The following is a 13,244-nucleotide window of genomic DNA, read 5'->3' as shown; positions in this document are numbered from 1 at the left end:
TACAGTCGCCGGTTGAGGGCATCGTCTAGCGGGCAATCAGTTGCAGGAGGAAAGCATGCGCAGTCCGAGCTTGAAGAGCCTGTCCTTTGCCTTGATTGTCGCGCTTGGCACGGTTCCGCCGTGGACGGCGCAGGCGGCCTCGCCCGAGCCGGTCAAGGCCGAGCACGGCATGGTCGTTACCGCCCAGCATCTCGCCTCCGATATCGGCGTGGAAGTCTTGAAGAAGGGCGGCAATGCAATCGATGCGGCTGTTGCCGTCGGCTATGCGCTCGCCGTCGTCTATCCGACCGCTGGCAATATCGGCGGCGGCGGCTTCATGACCATCCGCTTCAAGGACGGCAAGACCACGTTTCTCGATTTCCGCGAACGCGCGCCGCTCGCTGCCACCAAATCCATGTATCTCGATGACAAGGGCAATCTTGTCAAAGGCTTGAGCACCAATGGCTATCTCGCCGTCGGCGTGCCGGGCCCGGTGATGGGTTTCGAGCACGCGCGCAGCCGCTATGGCACGCGCCCGCTCAAGGAACTGATCGCCCCGGCAATCAAGCTCGCCGAGGAAGGCTTCGTGCTGGAGCAGGGCGATGTCGAGTCTTTCGACGGTAGAACCGAGCGGTTGGCGAAGGATCCGGCGGCGGCGGCGATCTTCCTGAAGCCCGGCGGCAAGCCTTTCGCAGTCGGCGAGAAGCTGGTCCAGGCCGATCTTGCCGCCTCGCTGTCAAGCATCGCGGAGAAGGGGCCGGACGCCTTCTACAAGGGTGCGATCGCCGACGCGATCGTCAAGGCGAGTGCAGAGAAGGGCGGCATCCTCGCCAAGAAGGATTTCGAGCAATATGCCGTCCGCGAGCTGGAACCGGTCAAGTGCAACTACCGTGGCTATGACATCGTTTCCTCGCCGCCGCCATCGTCGGGCGGCGTGATCATCTGCGAGATCCTCAACATCCTCGAGGGTTATCCGCTCTCCTATCTCGGCTACGGTTCGGCCGAGACGGTGCACGCGATGATCGAGGCAATGCGGCATGCCTATGTCGATCGCAATACCGCGCTTGGCGACCCGGACTTCGTCGAAAATCCGGTCAGCAAACTCACCGACAAGGCCTATGCGAAGGAAATCCGCGACAAGATCGAACCGTTCAGGGCGGGCGTCTCGCAGGCGCTGATGCCGGCGGGCTTTGCGGAAAGCAAGGAGACGACTCACTACTCGATCATTGACGACGACGGCAATGCGGTTGCCGTCACCTATACGCTGAACGGCTCCTTCGGCGCGGGCGTGGTGGCGCCCGGAACCGGGATCCTCCTCAACAACGAGATGGACGATTTCACCGCCAAGCCTGGCGCGCCCAATCTCTACGGTCTCGTCCAAGGGGAAGCGAACGCGATCGCGCCCGGCAAGACGCCGCTTTCATCAATGAGCCCGACGATCGTCTCCAAGGACGGCAAGCCCTTCATGGTCATCGGCAGCCCCGGCGGCGCGCGCATTATCACGATCACGCTGGAAGCGATCATCAATGTCATCGACCACGGCATGAACATCCAAGAGGCGGTCGATGCGCCGCGCCTTCACCATCAATGGCTGCCGGACAAGGTGTTCATGGAGCCCTATGCGCTGTCGCCGGATACCCGCAAGCTTCTCGCGGCCATGGGGCATGACGTCCAGATCGACGAAAGCTGGAAGATCTGGGGACAGGCAACCGGTATCCTCGTCGGTGGCGAAAACCTGGAGGAGATCGGGGCCGGCGGCGGTGCCCGCTTCAACGGCGCCGTCGACAGCCGCATCGGGGCAGGCGCGGCGAGGGGGTATTAGTTTTCGGCGAGATCGCTGCGCAGCAGGCCGTAGATTGCGGTGTCCCAACGCTCGTCGCCGACTTTCACCGACGAGCGCCGCACGCCTTCTTCGATGAAGCCGAGGCCGAGATAGGTGCGGATTGCCGCCCCGTTGAAGGTGTAGACGTTGAGTTCCAGTCGCTCGAAAGCAGGAGCAGCAAAGACGCGGTGGACAACAAGCCTCAAGAAGGGGCGGGCGAGCCCTTGGCCGCGAAACAGGGGATTGACGGCGACACGGCTGAGCCGGGCGACGCCGTTTTGCCAGTCGAGGGCAACCTGCGCGTGGCCTGCAACGGCTCCTCTCACAAGACCGGAAAAGATCCAGCGCTTCGGCTCAGAGCCGGACGTCTCGGCGACCATCGCCTCGATCTGACCCGTGTCGAGCGGAAAGCGGACGTCCGGACCGCCCCATTGGATGAGCGATTGCAGCGTCGGGAACCAGGCCGGCAGCTCCCGAGCATGTTCTTTCGCAAAATCTTGAAGCTGCAGTTCTGCTTGGTGCATGACGTTCGGCGTGAAAATGGTTGGTTCTGCATTCTCGATATCGATCCGCGTATGTAAAGCGCCGAGTTCAGCCGTTCGCCATCGCAACCCCAGCCGCCTCGCGGATGGCCTGCATCAGGATCGACAGCGGCAGAGACTGGATCGCGTCGGTGCGCACGGTGAGGCCGACTGGGCCCCTGGTCTCGCTGGTGTCGATCGGCAGCGCCGCCAGGAGGCCGTCTTCGATATCCGTCGCGACGACGCCGTTCGAAATGATCCAGACCGCATCGCTCGAACGCACGAAGGTGCGGCCGAAGGCAGCGGAGACAGTCTCGATCTGGTTCGGCAGGCTGGCGATTCCGTTGGCGATCAGGAAGCGTTCTACGAAGGGGCGAATGATCGAATCGCGGGTGGGCATCAGCACCGGATAGTCCCCAAGATGGGCGAAGATCGACTGCCTGCCGGCGATGAGCGGATGGCCGGTGCGCACCGCAAACACCACCTGTTCGGAATAGAGGTGCTCGAACGAAAACCCGGTCATCTTGTCGGGCGCGGCCAGCCTGCCGACGACAAGATCAAGGTCACCGACCCGCAACTGCTCGAGGAGCACCGCATTTTCGCCTGTAATGATCTTCAGGCGGGCGCCCGTTTCCTCCTTGAGAAAGAGCGCTACGGCGTGCGGCATGATCCGCGTCGAAACCGTGGGAAGGGCACCTATCCGGATGAGCGGCCCGTTGCCGGAGCGTTCCTGCGAGACCGAGTCGAGGCCTTGCCGGAGCGCGGTCAGCGCCGCGCCGGCATGGCGGAAAAAAACCTCGCCGTAGCGGGTGATCCTGATGCCGCGCCCCTCGCGCTCGAACACGGCAACGCCCAGCACCTCCTCGAGCTCGCGGATCGTCTTGGTAACGGCCGGCTGGCTGACGTGTAAGAGTTCGGCCGCTTTCATCACGCTCTTCTGGCGCGCGACCTCGACAAATGTCTGTAGATGGCGAAACTTGACACGAGCGTCGATCATGAAACCCATAACCTATGAGTTATTGGAAAGCCATGAAATATCATTTTACCTAACCAGATCAAACATCCAATTTGGTGACGGAGGAGATCTGCCGTGCAATTCGCCCGCATCAACGACATCACGATTCATTATCAGGTGATTGGTGCGACGGGGGAAAAGCCTGTCCTTGTCTTCGTCAATTCGCTCGGCACGGATTTCCGCATCTGGCGCGATGTCGTCGTCCGGCTTGCCGGCGAGTTCGCGATCGTGCTCTATGACAAACGGGGCCATGGCCTTTCCGACGTTGGCCAGGTTCCCTATTCGATCGAGGATCATGCGACCGACCTTGCCGCCCTGCTCGACCTGCTTTCCGTCCGCCAGGCGATCGTCTGCGGGCTTTCCGTCGGCGGCCTGATCGCACAGTCGCTCTATCAGCGCCGACCGGATCTGGTGCGTGCGCTCGTGCTTTCGGACACAGCGCACAAGATCGGCACGGCGGAGATGTGGGACGCGCGCATCGCCGCGATTGAGGCCCACGGTATCGAGGCGGTTGCCGACTCTGTCCTCGAGCGCTGGTTCACCCCGGCTTTCCGGCGGCCGGAGAACGTCGCTTTCGCCGGCTACCGCAACATGCTGATCCGACAGCCGGTGGCAGGCTATATTGGCACCTGCGCTGCAGTTCGCGATGCCGATTACACGGAGGCGGCCAAGAAGATTGCCGTTCCCGTGCTGTGTGTCGTCGGAGAGGACGACGGTTCGACGCCGCCGGACCTCGTGCTCTCGATGGCTAGGCTAATCCCCGGCGCACGCTACGAGGTGATCAGCGAAGCCGGTCATATCCCCTGCGTCGAACAGCCGGAAATCCTCACCGCGATCCTCCGGCCATTCTTCGAACTCGTCATGCATGGAGACAAAGATGAGTGACGCCACAGCGCTCTCGAAGCGCTATCGAGAGGGCATGGCGACGCGCCGTGCCGTTCTCGGTGATAATCATGTCAACCGCGCGCAATCGGCTTCGACCGATTTCGACCAGCCCTTCCAGGAACTGATTACCGAAGCCGCCTGGGGCCATGTCTGGTCGCGCCCGACCTGGACGAAACGGGAGCGTTCGATCGTCACGATCGCGCTGCTGGCCGCGCTCGGCCAGGACGAGGAAATGGCAATGCACGTCCGCGCCACGGCAAATACCGGTGCGAGCCGCGAGGACATCTGCGAGGCGCTGCTGCACGTGGCGATCTATGCCGGCGTGCCGGCGGCGAACCACGCGATCAAGATCGCCAAGGACGTCTTGGCTGACATGGATCCCGGCAGGGCGGCCTGAGAGGAGCAACGACAATGTCGGACCGACAGAACCACAAGCCCGAGACGGGTGCGTTTTTCCAGCGTGACCGTGACTGGCACGCGCCGGCCTTCACCCCCGGCTACAAGACCTCCGTACTGCGCTCGCCCCAAAAGGCACTGCTTTCGCTCGACAACACGATCTCCGAGATCACCGGCCCTGTTTTCGGCCATTCGATGCTGGGCGAACTCGACAACGACCTGATCCACAATTTCGCCAAGCCCGGCGAAAGCGCGATCGGCGAGCGCATCATCGTGCATGGCCGCGTGCTCGACGAGCGCGGCCGTCCGGTGCGGGGTGCTTTGCTCGAATTCTGGCAGGCGAACGCGGGCGGGCGCTATCGACACAAGAAGGAAACCTACCTCGCGGCCATCGATCCGAATTTTGGGGGCTGCGGCCGGACCATCGCCGACGACGAGGGATACTATTTCTTCCGGACGATCAAGCCCGGAGCCTATCCCTGGCCGAACGGCGTAAACGACTGGCGGCCGGCGCATATCCACTTCTCGATCTTCGGGCACGGCTTCGCCCAGCGGCTGATAACCCAGATGTATTTCGAGGGCGACCCGATGATCTGGAAATGTCCGATCGTCAACACGATCCCCGATCGCCCGGCGATCGAGCAACTCATCGCGCCGCTCGATTGGTCCAATACGATCCCGATGGACGCCAGGGCCTATAAGTTCGACATCGTGCTGCGCGGCCGCCGCTCGACGTTCTTCGAAAACCGGCCGGAAGGCAACTAGGGGGCAACCGATGGTTCAGGAACTTGGCTACCTCAAGGAAACCGCTTCGCAGACCGCCGGGCCTTACGTCCATATCGGCCTGACGCCGAATTTCTGCGGCATTGCGGGCGTCTACAAATCCGACCTCGGTACCTCGATGGTCAACGACAAGACGCTAGGGCAGCGCATCACCGTCAGGGGTCGCGTGATCGACGGAGCGGGAATGCCGCTCAAGGACGCGCTCGTCGAGATCTGGCAGGCAGATGCCGGCGGCCTCTACAATTCGCCCGCGGAAATGCGCGGCACCGCCGACCCGAATTTTACCGGATGGGGCAGGTGCCCGACGAGTGCCGAGGACGGCGTCTTCACCTTCGAGACCGTCAAGCCGGGCCGGGTGCCCTTCAAGGACGGTCGCCTGATGGCACCGCACATCACCTTCTGGATCGTTGCGCGCGGCATCAATATCGGTCTGCACACACGGATGTATTTTCCGGACGAGGCGGCAGCGAACGCCGAAGATCCGCTGCTTGCCCGGATAGAGCATCGTCATCGCGCTGAGACGCTTGTCGCCGCGGGCACAGCGCCTAGTTATACATTCGACATTCATCTCCAGGGCGAGAAGGAAACGGTCTTCCTGGATATATGATCATCGCGTGGCGGCCTGCCCGTGTTGCTTCTGGCCTTTGACGCCGCCGTTCCCGCCGCGCGCGGGAAGACGGGATCCTGGAGATGTGGAATGACCTACTCGGCCTTTGATCATCCCTATCTTTCCGGTCTTCTCGGTGACGAGGCCGTGGCGGCGGAATTTTCCGCCGCGGCCGACATCCGCGCCATGCTTGCCTTTGAGGCAGCGCTCGCGCGGGCCGAGGCAGAACACGGGGTCATTCCGAGTTCTGCGGCCGATCGCATCACCGAAGCCTGCCGCGCTTTTTCGCCGGACGTCGTGGCACTGCGCCGCGCGACGGCGTCGGACGGCGTCGTCGTTCCGGAACTGGTCCGGCAACTGCGCGCGGCAGTCGGCGCCGAGGCTGCAAACCATGTGCATTTCGGAGCCACCAGCCAGGACGTCATCGACACCAGCCTGATGCTGCGCATGAAGGCGATCGCCGAACTCTTCGGCTGCCGTCTCCGCGATGTCGTGGCGGTGCTTGAAGAATGCGACCGGCAATGGGGGTTTCGTCCCCTGATGGGGCGCACGCGCATGCAAGCGGCGATCCCTATCACGGTTTCGGATCGCCTGCGTGCCTGGATCGAGCCGCTGCTCGATCACCAGGACCGCCTCGAGGCCATGGACCGCGACCTGTTTGCCGTGCAGTTCGGCGGCGCCGCCGGCACGCTCGAGAAGCTCGGGGACAAGGCGGAGGCCGTTCGCGAGACGCTCGCCGAAGAGCTTGCGCTGGTCGACTGTCCGCAATGGCACAGCCAGCGCGCGGCAGTGGCGGATTTCGCCAATCTGCTATCGCTCATTACGGGCACTCTCGGAAAGTTCGGCCAGGACGTGGCGCTGATGGCGCAAAACGGCGAGGAGATCGTGCTCGCCGGCGGCGGCTCCTCCTCCGCCATGCCGCACAAGCAGAATCCGGTTGCGGCGGAAGTGCTTGTCACCTTGGCCCGGTTCAATGCAACCCTGCTCGCGGGCGTGCATCAGGCGCTCGTGCATGAGCAGGAACGCTCCGGCTCCGCCTGGACGCTCGAATGGTTGATCCTGCCGCAGATGGCCGGAGCGACGGCGGCTGCTACCAGGCTTGCCACGCAACTGGCGAGCAATATCACGCGCCTGGGCGGAACGTGAGTCGTAGGACGATTCCAGACTCTTCGCGTATTCTTTCAGCCCCCGATCAGCCCCCGATGCTCGTCGCCATGCTTGCGGCGGCGCAAGGAGGGTCGGGGCGTGTCAGTGTAACACGGTCGCCAGAGCAATGGAGACCGTCAATGGGCACGAGGGATCGCGACCGCCGCTGGGGCTGTGAAGATGCAGCGCGCATTGCCGAACTCCTCTCCAATCCCCGCGGCCAGGGCTCGGACGACTTCCATCTGCTGGAATTTCTGGAGCTTCGGCGCAACCGGATGAATGCCCGCGAATCACACGTGTTCCCGTCCCGGCGACCCTCTTTTGAGTGATCATAGCCGCGATCACCGGCATTGCCCGTCACTCTCATGTAGTCCATGCCGGGCCTTTCCAAAATTGAGAATTTCTGTAGAAATAGTAGTCAAGCGACGAAACCTTTGCCGGTGATGCACGTTTTGTGACTTCGGTTCGGTCTTGGCGGACGCCTTACGCATTCGGGTACTGACAAGGGACAACGGATCAGGGAGACGCGTTTGCTTTACGATGTCGCTGTTGTCGGCTCAGGATTTTCAGCGATCGCGGTGACGATCAACTTGCTCCGGCTGCTACCAGCCTCCACCTTGATTGCCGTCGTTGGCGATGCCCCAGGGTTTGGAAGGGGCACCGCCTATCGCACGGAATTTTATATCCACCGGTTGAATGTTCCTGCCGGGCGCATGAGCCTTTTTCCCGAAAAGCCCGACGATTTTGTCGAGTGGCTCGCAGAGCATATGAGGCAGGTTTCCGCGGACGGCTTCGCGTCACGGGGAGACTACGGGCTTTACTTGCGCGACCGGCTGGCGTCCTTGTTGCGCGGCGACGAGCGGCCCGCGAGGGTTGATTTCGTCAAGGCGAAGGCGACGGACTGCGTCCATTGCAGCGAGGCCGGACTTGTCTTTCATCTCGACAACGGCGCGGAACTCCGCGCGCGAAACGTCGTGCTTTGTCTCGGCATCGGCAATGCCGATCTGCCGCTCGCGGCGGGGAAAATCGACACCTGCGTCGAAAGTCGCATCGTGCGCAATCCGTGGCGGCTGAGCTGGCTATCGAAGGTCGGCCCGAGCGACACGGTCTGCATCCTCGGATCCGGATTGACGATGATCGATCAGGTGCTGGCCTTGCGGGTTCACGGTCACCGGGGGCGTTTCCGCGTCCTGTCACGCCGTGGCCTGCTTCCGCATGCCCATCCGCCGGCTGACCGTCGGGCGCCGGCGATTGAGCCGGAGCTTGGATGTTCGCGAGAAATCAGCGCCCTGCTCGCGGGCTTTCGCCGGCAGGTTCGCAAGGGCGCCGACTGGCGCGGTCTGATGGACGGCCTGAGGCCAGTGACGCAAAAGCTGTGGCAGGAGTTGGCGAAAGAGCAACGTGCCCGGTTCCTCCGCCACGGCCTGGCGTGGTGGAACGTGCACCGCCATCGGATCGCCCCGCAGATATCTGCGCGTTTCGAGGCCCTGAGAAGAGATGGCATCGTCACCGTGCACACCGGCTTCCTGGAGACGATCGAGGAGGGGCCGCGCGGTGCATTGGTCACCTATCGGGAAAGACAAAGCCACCGACCTCGATCGTTCAATGCGGATTGGATCGTCAACTGCACCGGCATGGAGCGGGCCGGCGTCGCGCATTCGCCGCTGCTTCGGGAGATGCAGCGGCAGGGGCTGATCAGCCCCGCCGAACTCGGACTCGGCCTTTCTGTCGACAAGGACTCCCGCGTGCTTGATCTCAACAAGGAGCCGCAGCCAGGCCTTTACGCGGTCGGCGCTTTGACGGCGGGCCAGTTCTGGGAAATCACCGCGGTTCCGGATATCCGCGTCCAGGCGCAGAACGTGGCAAGCGCGATCGCTTCGACTTTGCGGGCATGATATCGACTAGCCCGGCAGCCGCTGACCAGTCTTCGGCTGTCGGGGATCGGCGAGCGGCGGCGCGCGGGCGATGATGAACGCTATCGCCAGGACCGTGATGCAAAGCCCGGCGGTAAACGCCGTGACCCCCTCCCAGCCCCAATTGCTCCACATCACCCCGCCGGCAGAGCCAAGCAGGCTCGAGCCGGCATAATAGCCGAAGAGATAAAGAGCACTCGCATGGCTGCGATTGTCGAAGGCTCTTCTGCTGACCCAGCTTGAGGCGACGGTATGCGCCCCAAAGAACCCCATCGTGACAACACCTATCGCTGAAATGATGAGCCAGAGCGGGGAGGGTGCGGTCAGCAGCAGGCCGATCAGCAGGACGACGACGGGCCGCCAGAACGTAGGGCGCACGCCGATCCGGCCCGCGAGCTTCCCGAACCAGGCCGAACTCGCCGACCCGAGCATATAGAGCAGGAAGATCGCGCCGATCTCCGCATGACCGAGACCGTAGGGTTCGACTGCCAGACGATACGGCACGTAGTTGTAGATCGTGACGAAGGCGCCCATCATGAGGAACCCGGTGCCATAGAGCATCAGTAGAACGCGGTCGCGAAGCACGTATGCATAACCGCCGAGGAAGCCCCGAAGGGAAAGGCGTTGTGGCTGAAATGCACGCGATGCGGGGGCGCTGGCACAAAAGACGATCGCGGCTGCCGCGCTGAAGAGCCCTATCGAGGCAATCGCCCAGCGCCATCCGAGCCACTCGGTTGCCACCGCGGCGCCAAGCCGCCCAATCATTCCTCCGAACGCCGAACCTGCGATGTAGAGTCCCATGGCGGGACCGATAGCAGGGGGCTCCACCTCTTCGGCAATGTAGGTCATAGCGACGGCAGGCACGCCGGCGAGCGCAATGCCGGACAGACAGCGCAACACGAGCAGGCTCTCCCACGTCGGCGCAACCGCCGCCAGGGTCCCGAAGAGCGCCGCGGAGATCAGCGAGTAAATCATCAATGTCCGACGCCCGATCCGGTCCGAGAGCCAGCCGGCAGCCAGAATCCCGATTGCCATCGGACCGGTCGCCAACGAGACGGCGAGGCTCGAATTCTCGGGCGAGATCCCGAACGTCGAGGAAAACTCCGGCAGAAGCGGCTGGACGCTGTACAACAGCGAGAAGGTGGAGAAACCGGCCATGACCATCGCCGTGGCGAGGCGCTGGTACTCCACCGTTCCGATCTGAATGAGGTCGTCGTTCGCCATTGATCATCCTCTGTCCGGGGCTGCTCCTGCTCAAAAGCACGACTTTGCCACCGAGGACAATGACATCGTGGCCGTCCTCACCTTGGAGAGCGGCCGACTGTGTGTTCCGGCCCCTGCAGAGCCGCGAGTGTTGTCAGGCGCGCAAAGGACGCTGCAGCCCTTTGAATTGTTCCTTCCTTAAATCGGCTTCGATGTGAGGAACCGCAGTAGGCTTCAAAGACGAATGATCACGGATTTGAGCTGAGTGTAGTGTGAAAGCGCGTCGATTCCTTGCTCGCGTCCATAGCCGCTGTACTTGAAACCGCCGCACGGGGTCTGCACGAAGCCGCCGCTGTATTCGTTGACGACGATCCGCCCGGCCTCGAGGCGAGCGGCGACGCGGTGAACCCGTCCGATGTTCTGGGACCAGATGCCGGCGGCCAGGCCGAGATCGGAATCGTTGGCGATGCGCACGGCATCCGCCTCGTCCTTGAACGGAATGACGCACAGGATCGGACCGAAAATCTCCTCGCGGGCGATCTCCATCTCATTTCGCACGCCGGTGTAAACCGTCGGCTCGATGTAGTTTCCGTTGCCGAGCTCGGAACCGGTCGCGACTTTGCCGCCGATCGCCGGCGTCAGGCCATCACGCTCGGCTATCGCGAAGAAGCTCTTGATCTTCTCGAATTGCGCCTCCGTGGTGATCGGGCCATTGGAAGCGTCGAACTGCGGGCCAAGACGAAGCTCGGCGACGTTGGCGACGAGTTTTTCGACGAACGCATCGTGAATGCTTTCCTGGACCAACAATCGCGTTCCCGCGGCGCACCACTGCCCGCTGTTCCAGGTGAATGCGCGCGTCGAGCCTTTCGCGGCGGCCTCGAGGTCCGCATCGTCGAAAACGATGTTGGCACTTTTGCCGCCGAGTTCGAGCGTCAGCGGAAGGACACGATCCGCTGCGATCCGCCCCAGTTCCTGGCCGGCCTTGAGGCCGCCCGTAAACGATATTTTCCGGATAGCAGGGTGGTTCGCCATCGCGGGTCCGATCGCAGCGCCCTTGCCGACGACCACGTTGAAGACGCCGGCCGGCAAGCCGTGCGCGACTGCGAACTTCGCGAATGCCACGAGCGAACCCGAAGTGTGCTCGGACGGCTTGGCGACGACGGTGTTTCCCGTGGCCAGCGCCGGAGCGATGGCGCGGGCCGCCTGGTGCAGCGGCGCGTTCCATGGAAGTATCACGCCGATGACGCCGAAGGGGTCCCTTCTGGTATAGACGTGATAATCGGGGCCGACATTGATGACCTCCCCGTCCATGACATTGACGATGCCGCCATAGAATTCGAAATACTGGGCGGTCAGATCCAGGAGCGAGGCCATCTCGCGGCCGGGCTTTCCGGTTTCCTGGCTTTCGATGTCGACAATGTGCTGGCCGTCCTCGCGAAGTCGTCGCGCGATGTCGACGAGGATCCGGCCGCGTTCCGACGGACGCATGTCGCTCCATGCAGGCAGTGCCTTGGAGGCCGCGTCGCAGGCGAGTGCGACGTCTTTTTCACCGCCGTTGCCGACGTCCGCGATCTTGGCTTTCGTGCGCGGATCCAGCTTGACGGAATAGTTGCCGTCGACAGGGTCGACATCCCTGCCGCCGATGTAACTCACAGTCCGGTCGCTCATCTCAGTCCCTCGCCATCTTGGTTCTGTTTCCTTGTTCCCCCGACTTCATTGGGACGGGGATCTTCTTGGTCATGCTTATGACGTTGCTCTCCAGCACGCCGTCGATCGCCTGTTCGCTGAAGCCATAGGAGCTCAGGATCGCGCGCGAGTCTTCGCCGAGTCCAGGCGCCACCTTGTGGTTGCCGGCGTTCATGGCAGCGCTGTTGATCGGAAAGCCCGGTACGGTGATCTCGCCATGTTGCGGATCGTGGAGCTTGAGCAACATCCCGCTCGCAGCAAGTTGTGGGTGATCCATCAAATCCTTGTAATCGGAGACGGGCGCGCAAAGTATGTCGGCCTGCTGCAGCAGCGCGAGCCATTCATCGCGGCTCTTTTGCCGGAAGCGCGGGCCGAGCAACTCCCTCATCAGCGCGCGATTGGCGACCCGCGTCGAAGAATCCGCGAGGCGCGGGTCGGCTGCGAGTTCCGGAACGCCGAGGACGTCGCACAATCTCTCCCAGCGGCCGCCGTTATAGGCGGCGACCATCAACCAGCCGTCTGCCGCTTCAAAGGCCTCGTTGGGAGCAGAGTAGGGAGCCGCGCTCCCGATGCGCTTCGGAGCCTCGCCGTCCGCGAGGTAGTTGGTGAGCGAGACCTGCTGAAGCGCGATTGCCGAGTTGAACAGATTGACGTCCAGTTGTGCGCCGAGGCCAATCTCCTCGGTCTTGCGCAATTGCGCCAGGATGCCCATCGCCGCGACATAGCCGGTAAAGACATCGATCACGGGAGCCTGCACCTTCGAGGGTTCGGCGTCTTCCGTACCGATCATGCTCATCAAGCCGCTGTCGGCCTGCAGGATGCCGTCGACGCCCGGCCGTTGAGCGTAGGGGCCGGACTGGCCATAGGCGGATATGGAACAATAGATGAGCCGCGGGTTCGAGGCCGACAGCGCCTTGTAGCCGAGCCCCAGCCTGTCCATGACGCCGGGCCGCATGCTCTCGACGACGATGCCTGCCTCGGCGGCCAATCGGTGTGCCGCGTCCAGACCGGCGGGGGACTTGAGGTCAAGTTTCAGGCCGAGCTTGTTTCGGTTGAAGCCATGAAAGAGTGCGCTGTCGCTGCCGATCCACGCCGGGCCGAGCTTGCGGCCCAACTCGCCTTCAGGCGGCTCGACCTTGATGACTTTGGCGCCCATATCGGCGAGCAGCATCGTGCATGTCGGGCCTGCGCCGATATGCGTGAAGTCGATGACTGTTAGTCCGCTCAATGCTCCGCTTAACATGGCTCCACCTCCTCAACTGCCTATAGGGTCCTGCTGAGCGCCGAA

13 protein-coding genes are annotated in these 13,244 nt (G+C 62.9%); 8 read left to right on the top strand and 5 right to left on the bottom strand.

Annotation, left to right across the window (positions count from 1 at the left end; translation table 11 throughout):
- The first annotated feature begins 55 nt into the window (after positions 1 to 55).
- The gene (gene ggt / locus QA637_RS27565; RefSeq protein WP_153440359.1) at positions 56 to 1,801 is read left to right on the top strand and encodes a gamma-glutamyltransferase; all 1,746 of its coding nucleotides are present in this window, start codon (positions 56 to 58) and stop codon (positions 1,799 to 1,801) included.
- Here ggt and QA637_RS27560 read toward each other — a convergent pair.
- On the bottom strand, positions 1,798 to 2,325 hold the full coding sequence (locus QA637_RS27560) for a GNAT family N-acetyltransferase (RefSeq protein ID WP_153440358.1): 528 nt from the start codon (positions 2,323 to 2,325) through the stop codon (positions 1,798 to 1,800). The genes ggt and QA637_RS27560 overlap by 4 nt on opposite strands.
- A 67-nt stretch (positions 2,326 to 2,392) precedes the next feature.
- Positions 2,393 to 3,319: a pca operon transcription factor PcaQ gene (pcaQ, locus tag QA637_RS27555; RefSeq protein ID WP_283065959.1), complete on the bottom strand. Its 927-nt coding sequence runs from the start codon at positions 3,317 to 3,319 to the stop codon at positions 2,393 to 2,395.
- Between the two features lie 93 nt (positions 3,320 to 3,412).
- Between pcaQ and pcaD the strand changes: the two genes are divergently transcribed.
- The 7 genes from pcaD (at position 3,413) to QA637_RS27520 (ending at position 9,049) form a co-directional block, all read left to right on the top strand.
- The gene (pcaD, locus tag QA637_RS27550; protein ID WP_184108473.1) at positions 3,413 to 4,222 is read left to right on the top strand and encodes a 3-oxoadipate enol-lactonase; all 810 of its coding nucleotides are present in this window, start codon (positions 3,413 to 3,415) and stop codon (positions 4,220 to 4,222) included.
- The gene (gene pcaC / locus QA637_RS27545) at positions 4,215 to 4,619 is read left to right on the top strand and encodes a 4-carboxymuconolactone decarboxylase (protein ID WP_283065958.1); all 405 of its coding nucleotides are present in this window, start codon (positions 4,215 to 4,217) and stop codon (positions 4,617 to 4,619) included. Before pcaD ends, pcaC begins: the two co-directional genes overlap by 8 nt.
- Before the next feature lie 14 nt (positions 4,620 to 4,633).
- Positions 4,634 to 5,383, top strand: a complete 750-nt coding sequence (gene pcaH / locus QA637_RS27540; protein WP_283065956.1) for a protocatechuate 3,4-dioxygenase subunit beta — start codon at positions 4,634 to 4,636, stop codon at positions 5,381 to 5,383.
- Between the two features lie 10 nt (positions 5,384 to 5,393).
- Positions 5,394 to 6,008, top strand: coding sequence for a protocatechuate 3,4-dioxygenase subunit alpha (pcaG, locus tag QA637_RS27535; protein WP_283065954.1), 615 nt, complete (start codon positions 5,394 to 5,396; stop codon positions 6,006 to 6,008).
- A gap of 90 nt (positions 6,009 to 6,098) precedes the next feature.
- Positions 6,099 to 7,154 carry a 3-carboxy-cis,cis-muconate cycloisomerase gene (locus tag QA637_RS27530; RefSeq protein WP_153440353.1) on the top strand — a complete coding sequence of 352 codons (1,056 nt, stop codon included), beginning with the start codon at positions 6,099 to 6,101 and terminating at the stop codon, positions 7,152 to 7,154.
- A gap of 140 nt (positions 7,155 to 7,294) precedes the next feature.
- A complete protein-coding gene (locus QA637_RS27525; RefSeq protein ID WP_283065952.1) occupies positions 7,295 to 7,483 on the top strand; it encodes a hypothetical protein in 189 nt (62 codons plus the stop codon).
- Between the two features lie 201 nt (positions 7,484 to 7,684).
- Positions 7,685 to 9,049 carry an FAD/NAD(P)-binding protein gene (locus QA637_RS27520; RefSeq protein ID WP_283065950.1) on the top strand — a complete coding sequence of 455 codons (1,365 nt, stop codon included), beginning with the start codon at positions 7,685 to 7,687 and terminating at the stop codon, positions 9,047 to 9,049.
- Positions 9,050 to 9,055: 6 nt separating this feature from the next.
- On the opposite strand, the gene QA637_RS27515 is transcribed toward QA637_RS27520, so the two are convergent.
- The 3 genes from QA637_RS27515 to QA637_RS27505 form a co-directional block, all read right to left on the bottom strand.
- Positions 9,056 to 10,291: an MFS transporter gene (locus QA637_RS27515; RefSeq protein ID WP_283065948.1), complete on the bottom strand. Its 1,236-nt coding sequence runs from the start codon at positions 10,289 to 10,291 to the stop codon at positions 9,056 to 9,058.
- Positions 10,292 to 10,504: 213 nt separating this feature from the next.
- The gene (locus QA637_RS27510; protein WP_283065946.1) at positions 10,505 to 11,938 is read right to left on the bottom strand and encodes an aldehyde dehydrogenase family protein; all 1,434 of its coding nucleotides are present in this window, start codon (positions 11,936 to 11,938) and stop codon (positions 10,505 to 10,507) included.
- Between the two features lies 1 nt (position 11,939).
- On the bottom strand, positions 11,940 to 13,199 hold the full coding sequence (locus QA637_RS27505; RefSeq protein WP_283065944.1) for a CaiB/BaiF CoA transferase family protein: 1,260 nt from the start codon (positions 13,197 to 13,199) through the stop codon (positions 11,940 to 11,942).
- Positions 13,200 to 13,244 lie beyond the last annotated feature (45 nt).

Origin of the sequence: Sinorhizobium terangae, assembly GCF_029714365.1 — a bacterium.
Classification (GTDB): domain Bacteria; phylum Pseudomonadota; class Alphaproteobacteria; order Rhizobiales; family Rhizobiaceae; genus Sinorhizobium; species Sinorhizobium terangae.
Note: the sequence above shows the minus strand (reverse complement) of the source record. Positions and strands in the feature narration are given on the sequence as shown.